The organism is Paraglaciecola arctica, from assembly GCF_018861065.1.
Classification (GTDB): domain Bacteria; phylum Pseudomonadota; class Gammaproteobacteria; order Enterobacterales; family Alteromonadaceae; genus Paraglaciecola; species Paraglaciecola arctica_B.
The window spans coordinates 1-22,038 of sequence record NZ_JAHKQO010000048.1 but is presented as its reverse complement, the minus strand read 5'-3'; the positions used below and the strand labels follow the sequence as shown (position 1 = coordinate 22,038).

The 22,038-nt window shown below is 41.9% G+C and carries 22 protein-coding genes; 15 read left to right on the top strand and 7 right to left on the bottom strand.

The features are described from left to right. Nucleotides 1–229: 229 nt before the first annotated feature. The 3 genes from can to KO534_RS20765 all read right to left on the bottom strand — a co-directional run bounded on the left by can (nucleotide 230) and on the right by KO534_RS20765 (nucleotide 5,164). Complete coding sequence (gene can / locus KO534_RS20775) at nucleotides 230–838, bottom strand: carbonate dehydratase (RefSeq protein ID WP_215932911.1); 609 nt, start codon at nucleotides 836–838, stop codon at nucleotides 230–232. A 77-nt stretch (nucleotides 839–915) separates the two neighbouring features. Further along, nucleotides 916–1,806 (bottom strand): response regulator transcription factor, encoded by an 891-nt coding sequence (locus KO534_RS20770; protein ID WP_215932909.1) that lies wholly within the window; start codon nucleotides 1,804–1,806, stop codon nucleotides 916–918. Further along, nucleotides 1,799–5,164 carry an ATP-binding protein gene (locus tag KO534_RS20765; protein WP_215932907.1) on the bottom strand — a complete coding sequence of 1,122 codons (3,366 nt, stop codon included), beginning with the start codon at nucleotides 5,162–5,164 and terminating at the stop codon, nucleotides 1,799–1,801. The genes KO534_RS20770 and KO534_RS20765 overlap by 8 nt, the downstream gene beginning before the upstream one ends. A gap of 403 nt (nucleotides 5,165–5,567) precedes the next feature. Here KO534_RS20765 and KO534_RS20760 point away from each other — a divergent pair, with 403 nt between their 5' ends. The 14 genes from KO534_RS20760 to KO534_RS20695 all read left to right on the top strand — a co-directional run bounded on the left by KO534_RS20760 (nucleotide 5,568) and on the right by KO534_RS20695 (nucleotide 17,698). Beyond that, nucleotides 5,568–6,509 carry an outer membrane beta-barrel protein gene (locus tag KO534_RS20760; protein ID WP_215932905.1) on the top strand — a complete coding sequence of 314 codons (942 nt, stop codon included), beginning with the start codon at nucleotides 5,568–5,570 and terminating at the stop codon, nucleotides 6,507–6,509. Between the two features lie 71 nt (nucleotides 6,510–6,580). After that, nucleotides 6,581–7,864 (top strand): urea ABC transporter substrate-binding protein, encoded by a 1,284-nt coding sequence (gene urtA / locus KO534_RS20755; protein WP_215932903.1) that lies wholly within the window; start codon nucleotides 6,581–6,583, stop codon nucleotides 7,862–7,864. Nucleotides 7,865–7,987: 123 nt separating this feature from the next. Then, nucleotides 7,988–9,625 (top strand): urea ABC transporter permease subunit UrtB, encoded by a 1,638-nt coding sequence (urtB, locus tag KO534_RS20750; RefSeq protein WP_215932900.1) that lies wholly within the window; start codon nucleotides 7,988–7,990, stop codon nucleotides 9,623–9,625. Then, nucleotides 9,625–10,782 carry an urea ABC transporter permease subunit UrtC gene (gene urtC / locus KO534_RS20745; RefSeq protein WP_252732330.1) on the top strand — a complete coding sequence of 386 codons (1,158 nt, stop codon included), beginning with the start codon at nucleotides 9,625–9,627 and terminating at the stop codon, nucleotides 10,780–10,782. Before urtB ends, urtC begins: the two co-directional genes overlap by 1 nt. Continuing rightward, nucleotides 10,779–11,588 (top strand): urea ABC transporter ATP-binding protein UrtD, encoded by an 810-nt coding sequence (urtD, locus tag KO534_RS20740; RefSeq protein ID WP_215932898.1) that lies wholly within the window; start codon nucleotides 10,779–10,781, stop codon nucleotides 11,586–11,588. Before urtC ends, urtD begins: the two co-directional genes overlap by 4 nt. Before the next feature lies 1 nt (nucleotide 11,589). Continuing rightward, entirely contained in the window at nucleotides 11,590–12,285 is a 696-nt protein-coding gene (urtE, locus tag KO534_RS20735; protein WP_215932895.1) for an urea ABC transporter ATP-binding subunit UrtE, read from the top strand. Nucleotides 12,286–12,337: 52 nt separating this feature from the next. After that, nucleotides 12,338–13,228 (top strand): urease accessory protein UreD, encoded by an 891-nt coding sequence (locus tag KO534_RS20730; RefSeq protein ID WP_215932893.1) that lies wholly within the window; start codon nucleotides 12,338–12,340, stop codon nucleotides 13,226–13,228. Between the two features lie 44 nt (nucleotides 13,229–13,272). Then, entirely contained in the window at nucleotides 13,273–13,575 is a 303-nt protein-coding gene (locus tag KO534_RS20725; RefSeq protein WP_215932891.1) for an urease subunit gamma, read from the top strand. Between the two features lie 27 nt (nucleotides 13,576–13,602). Next, entirely contained in the window at nucleotides 13,603–13,908 is a 306-nt protein-coding gene (locus KO534_RS20720; protein WP_215932889.1) for an urease subunit beta, read from the top strand. A gap of 2 nt (nucleotides 13,909–13,910) precedes the next feature. After that, complete coding sequence (gene ureC / locus KO534_RS20715; protein WP_215932887.1) at nucleotides 13,911–15,614, top strand: urease subunit alpha; 1,704 nt, start codon at nucleotides 13,911–13,913, stop codon at nucleotides 15,612–15,614. A 15-nt stretch (nucleotides 15,615–15,629) separates the two neighbouring features. After that, nucleotides 15,630–16,091 carry an urease accessory protein UreE gene (gene ureE, locus KO534_RS20710; protein ID WP_215932885.1) on the top strand — a complete coding sequence of 154 codons (462 nt, stop codon included), beginning with the start codon at nucleotides 15,630–15,632 and terminating at the stop codon, nucleotides 16,089–16,091. Next, the gene (locus KO534_RS20705; protein WP_252732329.1) at nucleotides 16,060–16,785 is read left to right on the top strand and encodes an urease accessory protein UreF; all 726 of its coding nucleotides are present in this window, start codon (nucleotides 16,060–16,062) and stop codon (nucleotides 16,783–16,785) included. The genes ureE and KO534_RS20705 overlap by 32 nt, the downstream gene beginning before the upstream one ends. A gap of 62 nt (nucleotides 16,786–16,847) precedes the next feature. Continuing rightward, nucleotides 16,848–17,465 (top strand): urease accessory protein UreG, encoded by a 618-nt coding sequence (ureG, locus tag KO534_RS20700; protein WP_215932881.1) that lies wholly within the window; start codon nucleotides 16,848–16,850, stop codon nucleotides 17,463–17,465. A 50-nt stretch (nucleotides 17,466–17,515) separates the two neighbouring features. Continuing rightward, nucleotides 17,516–17,698: a hypothetical protein gene (locus tag KO534_RS20695; protein WP_215932878.1), complete on the top strand. Its 183-nt coding sequence runs from the start codon at nucleotides 17,516–17,518 to the stop codon at nucleotides 17,696–17,698. A 141-nt stretch (nucleotides 17,699–17,839) separates the two neighbouring features. Here the strand turns inward: KO534_RS20695 and KO534_RS20690 are convergent, their stop codons facing one another. From KO534_RS20690 to KO534_RS20680, 3 genes are all read right to left on the bottom strand, one after another. Then, nucleotides 17,840–18,421 (bottom strand): hypothetical protein, encoded by a 582-nt coding sequence (locus tag KO534_RS20690; protein WP_215932876.1) that lies wholly within the window; start codon nucleotides 18,419–18,421, stop codon nucleotides 17,840–17,842. A gap of 1 nt (nucleotide 18,422) precedes the next feature. Beyond that, nucleotides 18,423–18,911 carry an RNA polymerase sigma factor gene (locus KO534_RS20685; RefSeq protein ID WP_215932874.1) on the bottom strand — a complete coding sequence of 163 codons (489 nt, stop codon included), beginning with the start codon at nucleotides 18,909–18,911 and terminating at the stop codon, nucleotides 18,423–18,425. A gap of 145 nt (nucleotides 18,912–19,056) precedes the next feature. Continuing rightward, complete coding sequence (locus tag KO534_RS20680; protein ID WP_215932871.1) at nucleotides 19,057–19,962, bottom strand: DMT family transporter; 906 nt, start codon at nucleotides 19,960–19,962, stop codon at nucleotides 19,057–19,059. A 73-nt stretch (nucleotides 19,963–20,035) separates the two neighbouring features. Here KO534_RS20680 and KO534_RS20675 point away from each other — a divergent pair, with 73 nt between their 5' ends. Further along, nucleotides 20,036–21,511 carry a M20 family peptidase gene (locus tag KO534_RS20675; RefSeq protein ID WP_215932869.1) on the top strand — a complete coding sequence of 492 codons (1,476 nt, stop codon included), beginning with the start codon at nucleotides 20,036–20,038 and terminating at the stop codon, nucleotides 21,509–21,511. Here KO534_RS20675 and KO534_RS20670 read toward each other — a convergent pair. Then, complete coding sequence (locus KO534_RS20670; protein ID WP_215932867.1) at nucleotides 21,508–21,927, bottom strand: GFA family protein; 420 nt, start codon at nucleotides 21,925–21,927, stop codon at nucleotides 21,508–21,510. The two genes, KO534_RS20675 and KO534_RS20670, sit on opposite strands and share 4 nt — an antisense overlap. Between the last annotated feature and the right edge of the window lie 111 nt (nucleotides 21,928–22,038).

Below are 22,038 nucleotides of genomic sequence, written 5' to 3'. Positions count from 1 at the left end.
TTTAAACCATTGAATTTTAGGGGTGAGGATTCTAGCACCGACCATTAATTGTGCTTAGAATTTTTAGCTTAGTCTTGAAAGCGGGACTTATATAAACAACAAATTGACTAAAGCCAAGTACAATCTATCCGAGATTTACTTCCAACGCCTAATCTAACAACCTCTGAAACCGATTTAGAAGGTGTTTGCTCAGGCGCCATGGATGATTCATTACTTATTGAAAAGTGGCTTACAGCTCTGTAGGCACTGAATTGTCAGGGTTAGCTAAATCTTTCAAACGTCCATTGCGTAAACTATAAATCCAACTATGAATTCTTAGCCTTTGGCCGCGATCTTTTGCATCGCGAACAATATTAGTACGGCGAATATTTTCAGCTTGCTCCAACACGTTTAATTCACACATACGAGCCGATTTATCCTGATCATTCAGCCCCTCTAATTCGTCGTTATATTTCACAACTAAATCTTTGATGTGTCCCAACCAGTTGTCAATTAGACCGAATTGTTGGTCGCCGAGAGCTGCTTCTACACCCCCACACCCGTAATGACCACATACAATAATATGCTTAACCTGAAGTACATCTACTGCATATTGTAATACCGACAAACAATTAAAGTCGGTATGCACAACAAGATTAGCTACATTTCTGTGTACAAAAATATCACCGGGTATCAAGCCCAATAATTGATTCGCTGGCACCCGACTGTCTGAACAACCGATCCATAAGTATTCAGGTTTTTGTCGTTCAGATAAACGGTTAAAAAATTCTGGATCTGCCTCTTTTGTTGATTCAGACCAGATTTTATTATTTTCAAGTAGTTGTTTAATTTCGCTCATGAAACCTCACTTAGTTGTGGCGCAGTATAAAGTAACTATCAGCTACCACAAGTCCTACCTCAAAGTTGAATTGGTGATTAGTTAGATTCTAAAAGTCGAATTGAAATCGCCGCTGCAGACGTTCTGTTGTCGACTCCGAGTTTTTTATAAATTTGCTCTAAGTGTTTATTTGCAGTCCTAGGGCTCATACTCAATATCTGGGATATTTCCCAATTGGTTTTGCCGTAAGATACCCAATACAAAACTTCAGACTCGCGCTTTGTGATAGACAGGTTTTGCTGCAAAACTAGTGGTGTTTTTTGTATCTTATTTTCAACCACTTTAAGCATATGTTTGTCATCTTGCTGGCGCTCATACATAATTTCAAATGGGGTTTCAAAACAGTTTACTTTTAGGTTTTCTTTGGTGCTAGTCACTAACCAATCTTGTATTAGCCCGGCCAATGTCGCCCATGGACTCATATCGTTGCCTGAAAATTCATCGATTATCTGGTGTGCCTTAGGTGTCGCCCAAGATAAGCGTCCTTGTTCACTTACACAAAATACTTTGCTACCAGCATGATCTAGTGCGTCTTGTGCGCTAAGCGCGAGTTTAGCCGTTTGAATATGGGTTTTAATTCGCGCAATCACTTCATCGGGTGAAATCGGTTTAGTAACATAATCGATGCCTCCAGCTTCAAACCCTTTCACAACATCCTCTACTTCGGTCAATCCAGTCATAAATATGATAGGGGTGCTTGGCCGTTGCAGCTTGAGTCTACGGCACGTTTCAAAACCGTCCATTTCAGGCATGACCGCATCCATCAAAACGATGTCAGGCTCTATTTTTTCAGCAATAGAGAGCGCTTGTGCACCGTTGAGGGCTACAAGAGCAGTAAACCCTTGATTATTCAGGGCCACGTTCAACATGCCTAATGACTCAGGAGAATCGTCAACCACTAGCACCACATTATTCATTTTATTATTCATCGCACAATTCTTCTAAATAGCCGATAATCTTGGGAAAATTGCACAGGGCAACGTATTCGTTTATTTGCGAGGTTACTTCCACTGGAAATTCGTATATTCCGTGTAGCTCTGAAAATTTACTTTTAAAACCAGATAAATAGCCAATCTCTGCTAGTGAAATAAGGGTTTTATATTGCTCTTTAGTAACAGGGTTGCATAGGTTCGCGCTAGCAGTCTCAACATCTAAGGCTTCTTCTGTCGAGGCATATTGCCATTGTATGTTAAGCAACTCTCCAATTTTTCCTAACAAGGCGGTCAAATTAATAGGCTTGGCCATATAACCATTATGAAAATGTTCTTCAACCATATGGCTATCAATATCACGGGCATTAGCCGAAACCATCAGAACGGGCATGACATATCCATGATCTCTGACCTCCTTGACCATTTGCCAACCATCCTTATCAGGCATTCTCACGTCTAAAATGATCAAGGAAACTTGATTTTCAGTTAACATCTGCAACCCTTTTGCAGCATGTTCTGCTAATAACACCTTAAATCCTAAAGGTTTAAGCAAATCGGCGAGCAATTGTCTTTGGTGTGGATCATCCTCAACGACTAATATTGTTTTTGTTTCTTGCAGATAACCCGTTGCTTTGGCTTGGGTATTTTCTGGTGCATTTTCGTTTTTATTAAGCTCCACCAGCATCAATCTAAAATTAAAAGTAGAGCCTTGCCCTAGGGTACTTTTAAGGGAAATTTCGCCCCCCATCAACTCGGTTAATGAACGCGCTATAGTTAACCCCAACCCTGCACCTCCAATTGCTTGAGTGTGAGAGTTTCTAACTTGTTCAAAAGGCCTAAAAATAGACTCACGGTCCTGTTCAGAAATACCAATTCCTGTATCTATGACGCTGAAATTTGCTACTTGGTTACGATAACTAATTTTTAGTGTCACAGAGCCTCGCTCTGTGTATTTGATAGCGTTTGAAATAAGGTTGATTAGTATCTGCCTAAATCGCTGTTTGTCAGTTGCAACATAGTCAGGAAGGTTTGAACAGGGCTGGTAAATAAACTCGATATTTTTCTGTGCGGCCTTCATTTGAAACATATCAATCAACTGTTGCAAGATTGCCTTTAAATTAACTTCGTCACGCTGCAGGGTTAACCTACCCGCTTCAATTTTTGATATTTCCAGTAACCCTTCTATCAAATCAGCAAGATGTTCACCATTGCGTTTAACAATAGTTAACGTCTCACGTTGTGATTGCGGAAACGAATCATCTTGACTGAGTAACTGTGCGTAACCCAACATCACATTTAGCGGTGTTCTCAACTCATGGCTCAACCCTGCTAAATAACGACTTTTAGCTTCGTTTGCAGATTCTGCTTTGACTTTGGCATCCTGCAACGCCATAGATGTTTTTTCGTGAGCGCTACTTTCTTTAGCCAAAGCGCTAGCTAACGAACGTAACTCCTTAAGTGCCGAACGGTTACCAATTCGCGCTAAAATAAACAACCAACTGACGACTCCAATAATGATCAACAACAAGAAAAATATCTTTATTAGAGTGTTAGCGAACACCTGTTTAACTGCGACATCATCGACTGGCACCTGTAAATAAATCAAAAATAGGAAACCCGCTCCAATAACACTTAAACTGAGCGTTAATCCGATAAACTGCGCCATTGGCGTGGTCATAACTCTAAGTAAGTCAGTGGTCAAAAACCGTCGAAAAAAGTGTTGCGACTGATTGGACAAAGTACCTGCTGGCCGGCATTGATCTCCGCAACGTACATCTAAGGAGCAACACAAAGAACAGATCGGTTTTTGGTAAGCTGGGCAAAAAGCCATGTCTTCTTGATCAAAGGTATTTTCACAAATATGGCATTGTGTACTTTGAGTGATGGGCGCCTGTTGATTTTTGACTAAATAAAACTGACCTTTGGTTAAATACCCTATCAAAGGCACGGTTATAAAAGGCAAACCACAAGCTATAAACGAGCCCAACGCCTTAGTGGTTTCTCCATACCAACCGAAATGCGCAGTAAACCCAACAAAAGAGGCGATTAACATTGAACCAAAACCCACTGGGTTGATGTCGTACAAACCCGAACGTTTGAATTCGATATGACGTGGACTGATGCCTAACGGCTTGTTAATCAACAAGTCTGCAGTAACCGAACTTAGCCAAGCCAAAACAATCACTGAGTAAACCGATAACATACTTTCAATAGTTTGGTATATGCCCAGCTCCATTAGTAGTAGTGCTATAGCCACATTAAACACCATCCACACCACTCGACCGGGATGATTGCGGGTAACGCGGGAGAAAAAGTTAGACCAGGCCAACGAACCTGCATAAGCATTGGCTACGTTGATTTTAAGCTGAGATATCACCACAAATGAACAAGCGACTATTACGGCAATGGTTGGGTTGTCGAAAACTAGGCTAAAAGCTAGGTTGTACATATTAGCTGGGTCATCAGCTAAATCCATCGAGACACCTTGGGTTAATGCAAAATAGGCCAAAAACGACCCTAAGAATAGTTTTAATGCACCAAAAATAATCCAACCAGGACCCGCCATTATCAAAGCGGTCCACCAACGCCATAACCCCTGCTTGGGTTTTTCAGGCAGAAAACGTAAGAAATCAACCTGCTCACCAATTTGCGCGACAAGTGACAACGACACAGCCGAAGCGGCGCCAAATAATAATAGATTAAAACCTTGTCCTTGATCTCCAGCTAGACCTGTAAATCCTAACCATTGCCTTAAATCACTATCAGGATGAGTAAACACGAAATACAAAGGAATGAGTTGCAGAACTACCCAGAAAGGTTGGCTCCACACCTGAAAACGACTGATGTATGCAATCCCATGTGTTACTAATGGCAACACCACTAAGGCACTAACCACGTATGCTATGGGTAAAGGCATACCAAACAAGATTTGCAATGCCATGGACATGATGGCGGCTTCAAGGGCGAAAAAAATGAAAGTAAAAGAGGCGTAGATCAGTGACGCAATAGTTGAACCAATGTAACCAAAACCAGCACCACGGCTCAATAAATCAATATCTACACCATATTTCGCGGCGTAATAACTAATAGGCAGGCCAGTCAAAAACACCACGAAAATAACCGCAACAATCGCCCAAGCTGAATTTACAAACCCAAAATTCAGGGTTATGGCACCACCTATCGCTTCCAAAACCAAAAACGACACAATGCCCAATGCGGTATTGGCAATCCGACCTGGGGACCAAATACGTGCTCTTTTCGCCGTAAAACGAAGCGCAAAGTCTTCCATCATCTCGTTAGCAACGAGCTTATTGTAAGTTCTTCTAGTGGCCAGAATTTTTTTATTGGATTGCATTCAAAAGCGCTTTCAATTTAAAACTGGCTACTGAAATAAACAGCTGACCTAGCATTCGAGTTGATTGAGTTTACACATTATTGGTGAAGACGAATATGCGTAGATTGACGTAGATATAACCAATTTATTCTATTCATAGTTAACTGATTGCCCCCTCTATTTTTGGCACGCCTCTATTTATGCTTTTAATGTTGCGCAGCAACTCTGCTCATCGCTTTCTAATTTAGACTAAAAAACCAAATCTACGTCATTTTACGTAGTCCCTTGCGCGCTTTTACGCATATTCACTCTTGACCAAACCCGCAATACTTACTCCCGCTTTAAAAACGTTTTATTCAAGGTCGTCATGCAAAAAAGATGACCCACACACAAACTTCGAATTAAAAATAAACGGAATGCACAAATGAAACTACAGGCGAAATTTACCCGGATAGCAGCGTCACTGTTGCTATCAATTGGCACAATCAATGCTGCACAGGCTGAAATAACAGCTGACAAACTCAGTGTAAGCGGCTTTATCGATATGTCTTATTTGTCAGTCGAGGTTGACGGTGCTGACTCATCACATGATTCAGGCATTGATCAAGTAGAACTAAATTTTGGTTATGATTTTGGCAACAAGCTCACCGCCACTGTAGATGTTGAATACCAAAATGCAGCTGAAGGTGTGGACGTTGAGCAGGCTTTTATTTCATACGCTATATCTGACAATTTCAGTATCAAAGCGGGTCGCTTTTTAAGTTATACAGGTTGGGAAACAGAAGAACCAACTGGCTTATTTCAATACTCAGGCACGGGTTACGCACAGTACTTCTATGGTTACTACCAACAAGGCGTATCTGCGCTATATAGCGGTGAAAAATTTGCAGTGGCGGTGTCAGTCGTAAACGATTTAGCCGGACCACAGTCGACTGATACAGAGCACCCAGGGGTTGAAACTATGGTTGCCTTTATGCCAACAGAAAATTTCACTATTAAAGGCTTTTACTCGGTGGATGGTGATACCACTATGATAAACACCTGGGCTGCCTACTCAAAGGATAGCTTGACCTTAGCAGTTGAATATAACTCCTCTGAAGACACCGCTTTTGCCGGTAGTGAAGCCGATGGTTTTCTGCTGATGGCTAACTACGGCTTTGAAAATGGATTAGGACTAACAGCTCGTTATCACGACTATGAAGTTGAAGATGCTACTGGTGCGTCGTTTGAAGAAGCCAGTGGTATTACTATTTCGCCCAGTTTTTCAGTTAATGAAAACCTGTTAATGGTCTTTGAATACCGAATGGACGAAGTAAACGATGTAGATGTGGATTACTTAGCGGTTGAAGCTTTGATCACTTTCTAAACAACTCTTTATAAAACGTGACTTTTATCACATCACAAATTGGCACCACAAATTTATAAATAGGAATCATAATGAAACTTAAAAAACTCATAGTTGCTAGCTCAATTATTGCTAGCAGTTTAGTCACACAACTATCTATCGCTGCAGACACCATCAAAGTAGGCGTATTGCATTCTTTGTCGGGCACCATGGCCATCAGTGAAACCACACTGAAAGACACAGTGTTAATGATGATTGAAGAGCAAAACAAAAAAGGCGGAGTCTTAGGCAAACAACTTGAAGCTGTGGTGGTTGATCCTGCTTCAAATTGGCCATTATTTGCAGAAAAGACCCGTGAATTATTAGCTAAAGACAAGGTCGATGTGATATTCGGATGCTGGACATCTGTATCTCGTAAGTCGGCGTTGCCAGTGCTCGAAGAACTCAACGGATTATTGTTCTACCCAGTACAGTATGAAGGTGAAGAGTCGTCTAAGAATGTATTTTATACTGGCGCAGCTCCGAACCAACAAGCAATTCCTGCAGTTGATTATTTGATGGATGATATAGGTGCAACTCGCTGGGTATTAGCCGGTACAGATTATGTTTATCCTCGAACCACCAATAAAATTCTTGAAGCTTATCTATTGGCTAAAGGTGTAAAAGCTGAAGATATCATGATCAACTACACACCATTTGGTCACTCAGATTGGCAGGGCATTGTCTCTGATATCAAAAAGTTTGGCTCTCAAGGTAAAAAAACCGCGGTAGTTTCAACTATCAATGGAGATGCCAACATTCCTTTCTACAAAGAGCTCGGCAACCAAGGGATTTCTGCTGAAGATATTCCAGTGGTGGCTTTCTCAGTGGGTGAAGAAGAGTTGTCGGGTTTTGATACCAAACCTTTGGTTGGTCACTTAGCTGCTTGGAATTATTTCCAAAGTGTTGAATCTGATAGCAACGACGCCTTTATCGCACAATGGAAAAAATATATTGGAGATGAAAAACGCGTCACAAATGACCCAATGGAAGCCACCTATATCGGTTTTGAAATGTGGGTTAAAGCAGTTGAAAAAGCCGGTTCAACTGATGTCGATGCGGTTGAGCAAGCAATGATAGGTGTCGCAGTACCAAACTTGACGGGTGGCACTGCAGTAATGAATGCAAACCATCATTTATCTAAACCTGTGCTTATTGGTGAAATCCAAGAAGATGGTCAATTCGAAGTGGTTTGGGAAACCCCTGATACGGTAATTGGTGATGCTTGGTCAGACTATTTACCTAGCTCTAAAAACCTCATATCTGATTGGACCGCCCCGGTTAGCTGCGGCAACTTCGATGTTAAAACAGCTAAATGTTCGGGTCAAAACTTCTAAGTTTTATGTGTGAGGACAGCGACTGATGATTTTTTAACACAGTCCCTGGTTGTTCGACTTCTCGTTTTTTCAGGGGAAGTCGGACTTTTTTAGTTCATAACAACACATAGCAAGGAACAGGTAATGCACCGAATATATTTATTATTGCTACTGATTTTTATTTCTGGGCAAAGTGCGGCTTTGCAGCCTGACTCAGATACTCAATCTAATTCACAATTGAGTGGTCTGCTTAATCAGTTACCTAAAACAAAATTACGAAAAATGGCTCCACTCATTGAAAAAATATCCCAGACTAAACAGCCACAAACTCGAGCAATATTACAATTTATGCTCGACGGAGAGCTGTATTATTTAAGAGCCAACAAACAAGTTGTACATGCTCAGTCGACGGAAAATAATCTGTATGAATTAACCGATGTATTAACCCAAGAATCACTTACCCCAGTCAAAAAATCGCGACTGTCTAAAGTCAAAACAAACAACCGTTTACGCAGCACTTTGCGCAACATACTCGCCAAAATTGACTTAACTGACGATGATAAACAAATACGCCTACAAGCGGTACAGCAGTTACTTAGCTCTCCAAGCAAACAATCGGCAGCTATTATTACTGAGTTAATTGATGACGAAACAGACCAAGATGTGCGGGCGTTAATGGCAACTACCTTGGCCTTACAACAACTAAAATCAGGCAGTTCTGATGAAAAACTGATAGCGCTAGAACAACTTAGCGGCTCATTAGAGCCTACAGTAAAAAATGAAATTGTTAGTTTGCTCGAAAATCTACCAAACAAAGACTTAACTGCAGAGCAACAAATCCTCAAGAGTCAATTAACTAACGCATTAGACGAAATCGACAATAGAGCCAGCTTTTATAGCGCAATTGAAACTGTATTTTTTGGGCTTAGCCTAGGCTCGGTTTTACTATTGGCGGCCATTGGACTGGCCATTACTTTTGGGGTAATGGGGGTAATCAATATGGCCCACGGCGAAATGATCATGTTAGGCGCCTATACCACTTACGTGATTCAATTAGCCTTTCCCTCCATGATTGAGTATTCATTACTGATTGCCGTTCCTGCAGCGTTTTTGGTATCCGGTTTTGTGGGGATCCTAATTGAACGCGGCGTAATACGCTTTTTAAAAGGGCGACCTCTCGAAACTTTGTTGGCGACTTTTGGCATCAGTTTAGTTTTGCAACAACTAGTAAGAACCATATTTTCCCCTTTAAACCGTCAGGTGGTTAGCCCTGAATGGATGAGTGGTTCTTGGCAAATCAATCCTATTTTTTCACTCACTTATAACCGCTTATACATCATTTTGTTTTCCATTTTTGTATTTGTCTCTTTACTGATGATACTTAAAAAAACATCCCTTGGTTTACATGTGCGTGCGGTATCCCAAAACCGCGATATGGCCAGAGCGTTAAGTATCAAAAGTGATTGGGTAGATGCCATTACATTTGGCCTTGGCTCTGGGATAGCTGGAGTAGCTGGCGTGGTATTAAGTCAATTAACCAATGTAGGCCCTAACCTAGGTCAGGCCTATATTATCGATTCATTCTTAGTGGTGGTTTTTGGTGGTGTTGGTAATTTGTGGGGCACATTGGTGGCAGCTATGTCCTTGGGCCTGACTAATAAGTTTCTGGAACCACTCACTGGCTCAGTACTGGCCAATATCATCGTATTAGTTGGTTTGGTGCTGTTTATTCAAAAACGCCCCAAAGGACTATTTCCACAAAAAGGGAGGTCGGCGGACTAATGAATACTTCTATTAATCAAGATATTAATCAAAACAATCAACAACAGTCATTGTTTCGTAGTAGAGATCCTTTGCATCTGACAATTGGCCTGTTATTTATCACCACTATATTGGTGACCATAGGTAATTTAATCTTTGCTGAATCATCGGCTTTTCATGTGAGCGATTATACTGTCAGCCTATTAGGCAAGTACTTGTGTTATGCACTTCTAGCATTGGCAGTGGATTTGGTTTGGGGATATTGCGGTATTCTAAGCTTGGGACATGGGGCATTTTTTACTTTGGGCGGCTATGCCATGGGCATGTATTTGATGCGTCAAATTGGCGACCGCGGTGTATATGGCAACCCTGATTTACCTGATTTTATGGTCTTTCTAAACTGGACCGAATTACCTTGGTTTTGGGCAGGATCTAACAGCGTAATATGGATGGTGTGCATGGTGTTTTTGGGCCCTGGATTATTGGCCTTTATTTTTGGTAGTTTAGCATTTCGTTCACGTGTGAGCGGGGTGTACTTATCAATTATGACCCAAGCGATGACCTACGCCTTAATGTTAGCCTTTTTCCGCAACGAGATGGGCTTTGGTGGCAATAATGGGCTAACTGATTTTAAGGAAATTTTTGGTTTCTCATTGCAGTCTCCCAGCACCAAATTAGGGCTCTTTATTGCCACAGCGATTGCCCTAGCACTCGCTTATTGTGCCTGCCATTTTATCGTTAAATCTAAAATGGGCAGGGTAGTCACGGCGATTCGCGACTCTGAAAGCCGCGTAAGATTTGTGGGCTACAAACCCGAGCATTACAAAGTGTGGATATTTGTGGTCTCGGCCATGTTGGCAGGGCTTGCAGGCGCGTTATATGTGCCGCAAGTGGGCATTATTAATCCCGGTGAGTTTTCACCACTGAATTCTATTGAAATGGTGATTTGGGTCGCGGTAGGTGGAAGAAACTCCTTATACGGTGCGATTATTGGAGCCATTATTGTGAGTTACGCCAAAACTCGCTTTACCGCCATCATGCCAGAAGCGTGGCTCTTTGCCTTAGGCGGATTGTTTGTATTGGTGACTTTGTTATTACCTAAAGGCATCGCAGGGTTGCTTCCAAGTATTAAACAAAAATTTGCCAACACAGCTGATTCAGTGGAGGCAAAATCATGACTGCCAATAAAGCAGGTTCGCCCCTGACGGCCCACGAAAACATTGTGCCTGATACGCGCCATGGGGTGATTTTATATGTGGAAGACGTCAACCTGAGTTTTGATGGTTTTAAGGCGTTAAATAACCTCAATCTCTATATTAATGATGGTGAATTGCGCTGTTTGATCGGCGCAAATGGTGCGGGTAAAACAACCTTAATGGATGTGATCACCGGTAAAATCCGCCCCGATACTGGCAAAGTAAACTTTGGACAGCAGATCGATTTATTACAGCTCGACGAATCAGAAATAGCGCGGGCGGGTATCGGACGAAAATTTCAAAAACCCACTGTTTTTGAAGAGCTATCGGTATTTGAAAATATTGAATTGAGCCTTAAAGGTGACAAAGGTATTTGGACCGCGTTATTTCACAAATTAAGTGGCGAACAAGAAGACCGCATCGGTGAGATTTTACACACTATTGGCTTAGTGGCCGAGTGTCACTATCCAGCAGGTAGATTGTCACACGGGCAAAAGCAATGGCTTGAAATTGGCATGTTATTGGCCGCAGAGCCAAGAGTGTTGTTGGTAGACGAACCGGTAGCAGGTATGACAGGGCAAGAAACCGAACGCACCGCAGAATTACTCACCTCTTTGGCAGGCGAACATTCGGTTGTGGTAGTCGAACACGATATGGCTTTTGTGCGTTCAATCGCCAGAAAAGTGTCGGTTTTACACCAAGGCTCGGTATTGGCGGAAGGCACTATGTCTGAAATTCAAGCCAACCCTGATGTAATCCGTGTGTATTTAGGTGAGGAGCAAGGTTAATATGATCACATTAAGCGCAGTCAATCAAAAGTACGGTGGCACCCAGATTTTATGGGACTTGAACTTAGCCATTAAACCTGGCTCTCGTACCTGTATTATGGGCCGCAATGGGGTCGGAAAAACTACTTTGTTAAAAACCATTATGGGGCTATTGCCGATAAGTTCGGGACAACTCACTTTTGGTGACAGGGATATCAGCAACAGTTCAGTTGAATTACGCCCAGACATTGGTATAGGCTATGTACCTCAAGGACGGCATATTTTTCCGCAGTTAACTGTCGAAGAAAACCTAACTGTCAGTTTGAATTGCAAGCGACAAACCAGCAAAACAATACCAGAACACATATTTGAGCTATTTCCCGTATTGAAGGAAATGTTACATAGGCGTGGCGGTGATTTGTCAGGTGGCCAGCAACAGCAACTCGCCATTGGTCGAGCTTTGGTACTCAATCCAGATGTGCTGATATTGGATGAACCAAATGAAGGCATTCAACCCAATATCGTGCAATTAATCCGTGATGTGTTACTTAAATTGAACAAAGAACAAGGCATGACCATTATTTTGGTCGAACAAAAGTTGCCTTTTGCCCGAGCGGTGGGTGAAGAATTTGTATTGATGGAAAAAGGCCAAGTCATATCTTCTGGCCCTATGGCGGGGTTAACAGATGAGCTTGTAGGTCAATATTTAGCCGTTTAACACCGCGCTTTGTAGATAACAAAATAGCAAAGCGCGCTCACTTAGGTATGCGATGACCGAAGCAGCAATAGAAATAGTAAAAAGTCAGTGGATAGCCAGTTTAGAATTACAATTGGGTCATTCATCTTACGGAACTCAACTGACAAAAACCAAACGTAGTGGGCCACTTACGATTCAAAAAGCCTTTTATCCAGAAGGCAGAGACTGTGCCCACTTGTATTTGTTACATCCACCAGCGGGCATAGTCTCTGGTGACGAATTGCATGTGAAAATTGATGTAAAACAAGATGCCCACACCTTAGTCACTACCCCAGGAGCCAATCGTTTTTATCGTGCCCGTACAAACTTAGCGATTGGGGATCCTAAACAAACTCAAGTTACCCAAATTAACTTAGATACTGATGCTAAATGCGAACATTTTCCCCTTGAAACCTTAGTGTATGACCAAGCCAATGGTGTCAATAATGTTGAGGTGAAATTACACAATTCCAGTGTTTATTGTGGTTGGGACATGACTTGTTTAGGACTACCGAGTTCCAATGAAAATTTTACTGCGGGGCGTTTTACACAGCTCAATACTCTATACTGTGACGACATTCTGATTTACCACGATAAAGTACTTATTGAACCTCAGAGCAACATTCAGCACCACGCCGCTGGGTTGGCTGGCAATTCAGTATTTGGCACATTTTTAGCTTATGCTCCAAGTGCACAAGTTAGTGATGAACAAAGGTCACAATTAATTTCGCAACTTAGGGAAATGGTCACTGACAATAATGCCGACACTTTGATTAGTATTACCGATATTCGGCAACTCTTAGTGATACGTTATTTAGGGCAGCAAGCCCATCAGTGCAAAAGTTTATTTATTGAACTTTGGAAACTAATACGGCCTTTATATATCGAAAAACAAGGCGTACAACCTAGAATTTGGTTCACCTAAACATACAGGTCTTTCGGACCTAAGTCACAAATGTAGAGATAAAGATGGATTTATTACCAAGAGAAAAAGACAAGCTGCTGTTGTTTACTGCAGCATTATTAGCCGAACGTCGCCTGAAACGGGGGGTAAAGCTTAATTATCCTGAAGCTATGGCCTATATTTCTATGGAAATCATCGAAGGTGCACGGGACGGTAAAACAGTGGCGCAAATGATGGATTATGGCCGAACATTGTTAACCCGAGATCAGGTGATGGAAGGTATTGCTGAACTGATCAAAGAAGTGCAAGTGGAAGCGACTTTTCCTGATGGCACAAAATTAGTCACAGTCCACAACCCCATTGTTTAGAAACAGAGCAAAAAGAGAACTCAAAACATGATCCTAGGCGAAATTAAAACAGACGCGGGCGAGCGGACACTTAATGTTGGCCGCGAAAATATAGCCATCACTGTTGCCAATTCAGGTGACAGACCGATTCAAGTTGGCTCACATTATCACTTTTACGAAACCAATGCGGCATTAAGCTTTGATCGTGAAAAAAGCAAAGGGTATCGCCTCGATATTACTTCTGGTACCGCGGTACGTTTTGAGCCAGGTCAAGAGCGCGAAGTGACCTTAGTGCCATTTGCTGGAAAACGCCACGTGTATGGATTTAGAGCCTTAGTACAAGGAGCATTATAGTTATGGCTAGTATAGATAAACATGCCTACGCACATATGTTTGGGCCCACAGTAGGCGACCGAGTACGCTTAGCTGATACTGATTTATGGCTAGAGGTAGAACAAGACGCCACTACCTATGGCGAAGAAGTGAAATTTGGTGGCGGTAAAGTTATCCGTGATGGCATGGGGCAAAGCCAAGCATCATGCAAAGATACCCCTGATTTGGTGATCACCAACGCCTTAATTGTTGACCACTGGGGCATAGTGAAAGCTGATGTAGGCATTAAAGATGGTCGTATTGCTATCATAGGTAAAGCTGGCAATCCTGATATTCAAGACAACATTGATATCGAGGTAGGTCCCGGCACTGAAGTGATTGCGGGTGAAGGTCAAATACTCACCGCTGGTGGCATTGACGCGCATATTCACTTTATTTGCCCGCAACAAATAGACGAAGCCTTAATGTCTGGTGTCACCACTATGATAGGCGGCGGCACTGGCCCTGCAACGGGTACCAATGCCACAACCTGTACACCGGGGCCGTGGAACATTCACAAAATGCTGCAATCAACCAACAATTTCCCCATGAACTTTGGTTTTTTAGGCAAAGGCAACGCCAGTCTGCCCTTAGCGTTAGAAGAACAAATTGAAGCAGGTGTATGTGGTCTAAAACTTCATGAGGACTGGGGCACCACACCCGCCGCCATAGACAACTGTTTATCGGTCGCTGAAAAGTACGATGTACAAATCGCCATTCACACCGACACCCTAAATGAATCGGGGTTTGTTGAAGACACCATAGGTGCATTTAAAGGCCGCACCATTCACACTTATCATACTGAAGGTGCAGGGGGAGGACATTCTCCAGATATAATTCGTGCTTGTGGTGAAGCCAATGTTTTACCTTCTTCTACCAATCCGACCCGCCCCTATACCATCAATACTATTGATGAACACTTAGATATGTTGATGGTATGTCACCATTTGGATCCGTCAATTCCAGAAGACATCGCTTTTGCCGATTCACGTATTCGAAAGGAAAGTATCGCCGCCGAAGATATCATGCATGACTTAGGCGCCATTAGTATGATTGCCTCTGACTCACAAGCCATGGGCCGAGTAGGCGAAATGATCACTCGTACTTGGCAAACTGCTCACAAAATGAAGCAACAACGTGGGCCATTAGCACCCGATACTGAGCGAAATGATAACTTTAGGATAAAACGTTATATCGCTAAGTACACTATCAATCCGGCAATCAGTCACGGCATTAGCCATGAAGTGGGTTCAATTGAAGTAGGTAAGTTAGCTGATTTGGTTTTATGGAAACCTGCGTTTTTTGGCATTAAGCCCGCGATGATCATTAAGTCAGGTTTTATTGCAGCTGCGCCTATGGGTGATGCCAATGCGTCAATTCCTACGCCACAACCGGTTTATTATCGTCCAATGTTTGGATCTTTTGGTTCGGCATCAGCCAAAACATCAATGACCTTTATGTCTAAAGCTTCAATTGAATTAGGAGTACCTGAAAAAGTCGGTATGACACGTATGGTAGGTGAATGTAAAAACACCCGAAATATTGGCAAAGAGGACATGATACACAACAACTGGCAACCAGAGATTGAAGTCGACGCACAAACCTATGAAGTACGGGCCAACGGTGAACTACTCACCTGTGAGCCTGCCACCGAATTACCCTTAGCACAGCGTTATTGTTTATTTTAGGAAACCCAATTAAATATGTTGCAAGCATTTGAACGCCTTTCCCATAGTCACGATCCCATTGATGATTCAGTGACTTTGGATCACGATACCCGAAAAAAGGCACGCATCAAAATCACCACTGATCAAGGGCAAGAGTTAGGCATTTTTATGCAACGTGGTCACCCTTTATTAGTGGGTGAAGTACTCGAAACCGAGTGTGGTTTACTCATTGAGGTTAAAGGCAAAGCAGAACCCGTTTCTACCGCTGTCACTAGGGATTGGATGGACTTTAGCCGCGTTTGTTATCATCTAGGTAATCGCCATACAACTCTGCAAATTGGTGAATTATGGGTGCGTTTTAAACCTGACCACGTATTAGAAGAGTTAGCGGAAAACTACGGCTTAACAATTGACCGAACTCCTGCAATATTTGAACCGGAGAACGGCGCCTATGGAAACCAAGGTCATGGACACAGTCATTCCCATTCACATGACTAAAAACGAAATGAATCAAGAACCATTGCGCCTTAACAGGTTACTGCAACTGTGCAGTGCTAACCTACCTGTAGGCGGTTTTTCGTTTTCTCAAGGTTTGGAGTACGCGGTGGAAATGGGTTGGGTTCACAACGCGGTATCAACCAAGGAATGGATCGGTTTTAATTTAGCGCATTCCATAACAAATACTGACTTAGCGCTGTTAAATCGCTTACAAAAAACGTTAGCAGAGAATGACTTTTCTGGTTTCGTTAAATGGAACCAACACGCCCTAGCTTGTCGTGAGAGTAACGAATTATACTTAGCTGACGTTGCGATGGGCAAAGCGTTAATGCGTTTACTCAAAGACATTCAAAGTATAGATAGTCAGCACTACAGTACATTAATCAAAGAAAAACAAATCAGCTTTGTCAGCGCTTTTGCTTTAGCAGGATATTTATTTGGCCTTGAACTGGCGACCATGCAAAGTGGGTTTTGTTGGGCTTTTATTGATAACCAAGTGGCAGCAGCAACAAAATTGGTGCCATTAGGGCAAACCCAAGGACAAAACTTACTGTTTGAACTAAGCGAACAAGTTGAACAGGCTATTGAACAGGCCAATCAGATAAATGATGATAATATTGGTTCTAGCTTACCGCGCCTAGCCATGGCTAGCGCATGGCACGAAACCCAGTACACGCGTTTATTTCGGTCCTAAACATCAAACCAAGCTTAACCAAAAGATTTAACGTAAAAATTTAATTAACAAAGAAGTGAGTAATGAGCAAAAATAAACAGATTTTACGCATAGGCGTTGGCGGTCCAGTAGGATCAGGAAAAACCGCGTTATTACGGATGTTGTGCCTTGAACTACGTGAAAAATATGACATGGCAGTAGTTACCAATGACATATATACCCGAGAAGACGCCGAGTTTTTAACTCGCAATGATGCATTATCAGCTGACAGAATTTTAGGGGTAGAAACCGGAGGTTGTCCGCACACCGCTATTCGCGAAGATGCTTCCATGAATTTAGCGGCCATAGACGATTTACAAGAACGTCACCCTAACTTGGATTTTGTATTGGTAGAAAGTGGCGGTGATAACCTCAGCGCTACTTTTAGTCCTGAATTATCGGACTTAACCCTATACGTAATAGATGTGTCTGCCGGTGATAAAATCCCTCGAAAGGGCGGCCCAGGTATCACTAAATCTGACTTACTAATCATCAATAAAATCGATGTGGCAGACTTAGTGGGTGCTTCGTTAGATGTCATGGACAGAGACACCAAAAAAATGCGCGGTGACAAACCTTTCGTTTTTAGTAATATGAAAACCAAGCAAGGTTTAGACGAGATCATCCAATTTATTGAAAAAGAAGGCATGTTACAACTGTAACAACAGGCTTCATTAACCGAATTATCAATTAACTATTTTAAGGAATCACCATGAAATACCTACTCACAATGCTATGTTTATTGGTTACTAGTAGTGCCTTCGCACATCAAGATCATGCCCTTGGCGAAAACCTTCATTTTGCCTACCACATTGCTTTTTGGAGCTTATGTGCACTAGTGGCTTATAAAGGTTTTGTGTGGTTTAGAGCAAAGAAAAACCACAAGCAACAGTAAACCAGATTAAAACTAGCGAATTCGAGAATAGAATTCGCTAGTTTAGAAAGGAATAGAGCAAGGTCGAATATCCACCTTATTTTTTGCGTCTACTTTTTTCCCTACTCAAGCCACTTAGAGATTTCAGTATAGGGTTTAGCTCTAGGAATTTTTGCCATGGAGTAATTGTTCAAGTTCTGCCAATTCTCTGCTAAATCTCGATTTGCGTCTTGCCGCCCACACCCAAATACAAGGCAACACAATGGCATTGAAACTAACCGTAAACACTATTTTATCCTTTAGCTTTTCAGGAGGAAAAACTTGAAAATAATATAGACAGACATATAAAAGCACACTTAATATCACCACAAGCCACACAGATTGCAAACTAAAATTAGCGATTTTAATGTTGTTTTGAATTTGTTTTTGTAGCTGTTGAATGTGCTGCTCTGTAGAGGAATTTGACCAACCTAAAGAAAAACGTCGCAACCAGGTGATATAAACCACCATCGCCACTCCAACAACCGCCAAAGCAATTAACATTGAGGTAGTAAAACTATCTAGTTTGTCAGCCTTAAACCATATAATGGCAAAAGGAATCGCTAAACTTAAAAAATCCAACAATACATAAAAGCGCTGCTTCAATCTAACCTTGCGCCACTTTTTGGTCACCTCAAGTAGATCTGCTTGTTCAACCTTTTGCTTTTGCCACAATTGGCTCAATGAGTCTTGACCTTCAGACATACTAAATGCTCTCCATTAACACTTTTCTCGCACGGTTAAGTATTACCCCGGCGTTTGAGTTACTGATCCCGCAGGCATCAGCAATTTCATGGTAGCTAAGCCCTTCCATAGACATAGTGACAACTTGTCTGGTTTGAATTGGCATGTTGCGAATGACTTTCAGCATATTTTGAATTTGTTGCTGCTGCCCCAATTGCTCGTCTGTTGTCGTTTGCAGATTCGGCTTGGGCGCCTCTATTTCACAATAACTGTCATTTCGCGGCTGCTTTGCATGATAGGCAACGTGTGTAATCGCTTTGTTGTGTGCTACACGCAGCACATAAGTTTTTACACTACTATCACCTTTAAATTTTTGCAGCGCTTGCCATACCGCCAAGGTAATGTCTTGCAGTAATTCTTGACGTAAATGAAAGTTCGCTTCATAAGTCGCCGCTACCCTGCCCAATAAGGCACTATGCGCTTGTAAAATTTGACTAAAGTCTGTGCTCAAGTGGCTCAGCCTTCCTTAAAAAACAATAAAATATTAGATTCAATGACTTAGTCTTTAAATAAATAAAGTTATTACAACTATCTGAAAATAAATCCAAAATACACTGAGGTTTATACGCTGGTCTATGAATTAAATAAAAATTCAATCAACCTTGATTGGATTCTGCTTTAAGAAATGGCAGGGGTAATTTTCCCATGGCGATAGCATTACCTATCAAGACAACACCCACACCAATAAAAGCTTCTAGATGCCACTGATAACCTTCGAACATAGTTGATAACAGTAACGCGATAATAGGGTAAACCAACACTACATAGGCGGCTTTATCCGAGCCCATTTGTTTCACTAACTGCATATAACTACCAAAAGCTAAAACCGATCCAAATACTGACAAATAAAACATCGAATAATAGTAGTTAGGGTTAGTTGGCAAATTAAACTCAGCACCGTTGAACATAGCGGCACTGAAAATAAATATCACTCCGTAACTCATCGCCCAAAAATTCATTTGAATGACAGGTGTACCATGATCGAGGATACGTTCAGAAATCACGTTTCCAAGAGAGGCGAAAAAGAAGGAACTAAGAGCGAGACCGATACCTAACAATAAATATTGATTAGCGCTGACTTTGGCGAATTCGGGTAAAAAAATGAGTCCAATGCCACACATACCTAGTGTCGCCCCAAACATGACTTCTCTGCGGATCGGTTTTTTTAATAACACCCGCCGCAATAACACGTTGATATACACCATTCCAGAGCTCATTAATGCCACGATCGCGCTAATAATATACTGTTGGCTTTGATACAAAAGAGTGTAATCAAGGGTATAAAGGCATAAACCCACACCGGCCATTTTAAAATGAATGTGCCTAGGTAAGCTCAGTGATAACTTTTTAATTTTGCAGTAACCAAATAGAATCGCCGCTGCGATAAAAAAACGATAAGCCACTGAAAGCGTAGGGTCTACCTCACCAAACTGATAAGTAATAGCCAGCCAAGTCGATCCCCAAATAAGCACTACAACCGAAAATAGAACAGGGTTAGACAATATTTTATTACTCTTAGTGAAAGGATATACTGACCGTTAGTTTACCCAGTAAATAACAATAAGTGACTGTCTAATGAAAAAAATATTACTGTCTGTAGTCATTCTTATACTAGCAGTAGTGGCTATTTTGGTTTATCGCGCCAATAGTGTATTCGAGAACAACCAATACCAAGTTAGTGAATCATTAACTCCTATCCCTTTAAATGAAAGCGCTGCGCTAGACAGGTTTAGTAAAGCCCTTCAAATTCCCACTATATCTTATGATGATACCAGCAGATTAGACATTGCAGCTTTTGAGGCATTTCACCAACACTTGAAACAATCTTTCCCTTTGGTGCACCAGAACACTGAGCTTACTAAATTCAAAGACTTCAGTATGGTTTTTCACCTGAAAGGCCAAAATCCGCAACTTAAACCCGCACTGTTTATGGGACACATGGATGTAGTACCGGTTGACGAACAAACCAAAGACCAATGGCAACAACCGCCCTTTAGCGGAAATATAGTAGACGGAGTGATTTGGGGTAGAGGCGCAATTGACGACAAGGTCAGCGTGCTGGCACTGATGGAATCCTTAGAGTGGTACCTAAAACAAAACAATATTCCGCAAAGAGATATCTATTTTTCCTTTGGTCACGATGAAGAAACGGGCGGTGAAGGCGCAATCGCTATAGCAAAATATTTTGCGGAGCAAAACATTCAGTTTGAATTTATCTTGGATGAAGGTGGTGTCATTACCGATGGCGTTATTCCCGGACCGACTCACCCCGTAGCCTTGGTCGGGGTCGCAGAAAAAGGCTTTGTAAACTTTAGACTTACAGTTAAAGGTGAAGGTGGACATTCATCTCAACCACCAGCCCATACAGCAGCAGGTGTATTAGCTAGCGCCATAGTTAGTGTCGAAAATAATCCTTTTGAAGCTCGAACAGAATTTTTCAATTTGATGTTCGATAACATAGGCTATTCAATGCCGATATCACAACGATTACCTTTAGCTAACCTATGGTTACTTGAACCCCTTGTTCTTAGCACATTACTTGAAAGTCCTACTTCAGCAGCCAGTGTTCGAACCACAACAGCTGTGACCATGTTACAAGGCAGCACTAAATCCAACGTATTACCCACTATTGCTAGTGCGGTGGTAAATTTCAGAATTTTACCCGGTGATACTATCGCTGGTATCCAATCACATCTCGAAAGCGTTATTGACGATCCCAGAGTAACGCTTTCTGCAGAATTGGCTAATGAAGCCTCTGCAGTATCCCCTACAGATAACATTGGATTTAAGCTCATCGAAAGCTCAATCAGGCGTTTGGATGACAATGTATTAGTCACACCCTATTTAGTTGTAGGCGCAACAGATTCACGACACTTTCAAGACCTATCTAAAAATATTTATCGATTTATGATGGTTTCACTGAATCCTGAATCATTAAAACAATTCCACGGACTCAACGAACAAATAGCAGTTAAGGACTATCTCAACGCTATCCAATTTTATTATGCGATGTTAGAACAAACAGCCAGTGGTGAAAGCACCGTGGATTAACGAGGAAAACCGGCACACTTATGCGCTTGTTTACCTTTATCATACCAAGTCGCACGTTCAGCCCAAAAGATGTTGTCGTTGGGTTGAATGTTCGGCGCTGCGTCTAAACTTCCTGCTGGTACAATTAACGCTTTGCCATTCTTAGTTACAAATGGCAGTCCGGAGCCACATTCAGTACAAAACACTACGCTAAAATCACGCTCCGGATAACTAAATTGTTTCTTGTGACTATCTCCACCAGTCCATTTTATGGCGTCGGGGCGAGTAAATAGATTAGCTGCATGAGCGGATCCGGTAATTTTTCTGCATTGTTGGCAGTGGCAAAAGTAAAAACGATTGAAGTCATTTTTGACTTCGTAAGTGACAGCACCGCACAGGCACCCCCCAGTTATTTTTTTTGCGACCACAGCTGTCATTACATGACCTCTTACAATGAACGTAGATATAAAAGGTATGCTAAGACATAGTAAAATTAAAGGGGCGAACAGCAGATTTTTTTGATGGAACGCCAGCCAGTCTATTTAACA

What these genes read in the sequence shown, in the direction of transcription:
- KO534_RS20695 (WP_215932878.1), top strand. Translation starts at nt 17,516, where the DNA reads ATGAAATACCTACTCACAATGCTATGTTTATTGGTTACTAGTAGTGCC.
- ureC (WP_215932887.1), top strand. Translation starts at nt 13,911, where the DNA reads ATGGCTAGTATAGATAAACATGCCTACGCACATATGTTTGGGCCCACA.
- urtE (WP_215932895.1), top strand. Translation starts at nt 11,590, where the DNA reads ATGATCACATTAAGCGCAGTCAATCAAAAGTACGGTGGCACCCAGATT.
- ureG (WP_215932881.1), top strand. Translation starts at nt 16,848, where the DNA reads ATGAGCAAAAATAAACAGATTTTACGCATAGGCGTTGGCGGTCCAGTA.
- KO534_RS20725 (WP_215932891.1), top strand. Translation starts at nt 13,273, where the DNA reads ATGGATTTATTACCAAGAGAAAAAGACAAGCTGCTGTTGTTTACTGCA.
- can (WP_215932911.1), bottom strand. Translation starts at nt 838, where the DNA reads ATGAGCGAAATTAAACAACTACTTGAAAATAATAAAATCTGGTCTGAA.
- urtB (WP_215932900.1), top strand. Translation starts at nt 7,988, where the DNA reads ATGCACCGAATATATTTATTATTGCTACTGATTTTTATTTCTGGGCAA.
- KO534_RS20765 (WP_215932907.1), bottom strand. Translation starts at nt 5,164, where the DNA reads ATGCAATCCAATAAAAAAATTCTGGCCACTAGAAGAACTTACAATAAG.
- urtC (WP_252732330.1), top strand. Translation starts at nt 9,625, where the DNA reads ATGAATACTTCTATTAATCAAGATATTAATCAAAACAATCAACAACAG.
- KO534_RS20730 (WP_215932893.1), top strand. Translation starts at nt 12,338, where the DNA reads ATGACCGAAGCAGCAATAGAAATAGTAAAAAGTCAGTGGATAGCCAGT.
- KO534_RS20690 (WP_215932876.1), bottom strand. Translation starts at nt 18,421, where the DNA reads ATGTCTGAAGGTCAAGACTCATTGAGCCAATTGTGGCAAAAGCAAAAG.
- KO534_RS20705 (WP_252732329.1), top strand. Translation starts at nt 16,060, where the DNA reads ATGGACACAGTCATTCCCATTCACATGACTAAAAACGAAATGAATCAA.
- KO534_RS20670 (WP_215932867.1), bottom strand. Translation starts at nt 21,927, where the DNA reads ATGACAGCTGTGGTCGCAAAAAAAATAACTGGGGGGTGCCTGTGCGGT.
- ureE (WP_215932885.1), top strand. Translation starts at nt 15,630, where the DNA reads ATGTTGCAAGCATTTGAACGCCTTTCCCATAGTCACGATCCCATTGAT.
- urtA (WP_215932903.1), top strand. Translation starts at nt 6,581, where the DNA reads ATGAAACTTAAAAAACTCATAGTTGCTAGCTCAATTATTGCTAGCAGT.
- KO534_RS20760 (WP_215932905.1), top strand. Translation starts at nt 5,568, where the DNA reads ATGAAACTACAGGCGAAATTTACCCGGATAGCAGCGTCACTGTTGCTA.
- KO534_RS20770 (WP_215932909.1), bottom strand. Translation starts at nt 1,806, where the DNA reads ATGAATAATAAAATGAATAATGTGGTGCTAGTGGTTGACGATTCTCCT.
- KO534_RS20675 (WP_215932869.1), top strand. Translation starts at nt 20,036, where the DNA reads ATGAAAAAAATATTACTGTCTGTAGTCATTCTTATACTAGCAGTAGTG.
- urtD (WP_215932898.1), top strand. Translation starts at nt 10,779, where the DNA reads ATGACTGCCAATAAAGCAGGTTCGCCCCTGACGGCCCACGAAAACATT.
- KO534_RS20720 (WP_215932889.1), top strand. Translation starts at nt 13,603, where the DNA reads ATGATCCTAGGCGAAATTAAAACAGACGCGGGCGAGCGGACACTTAAT.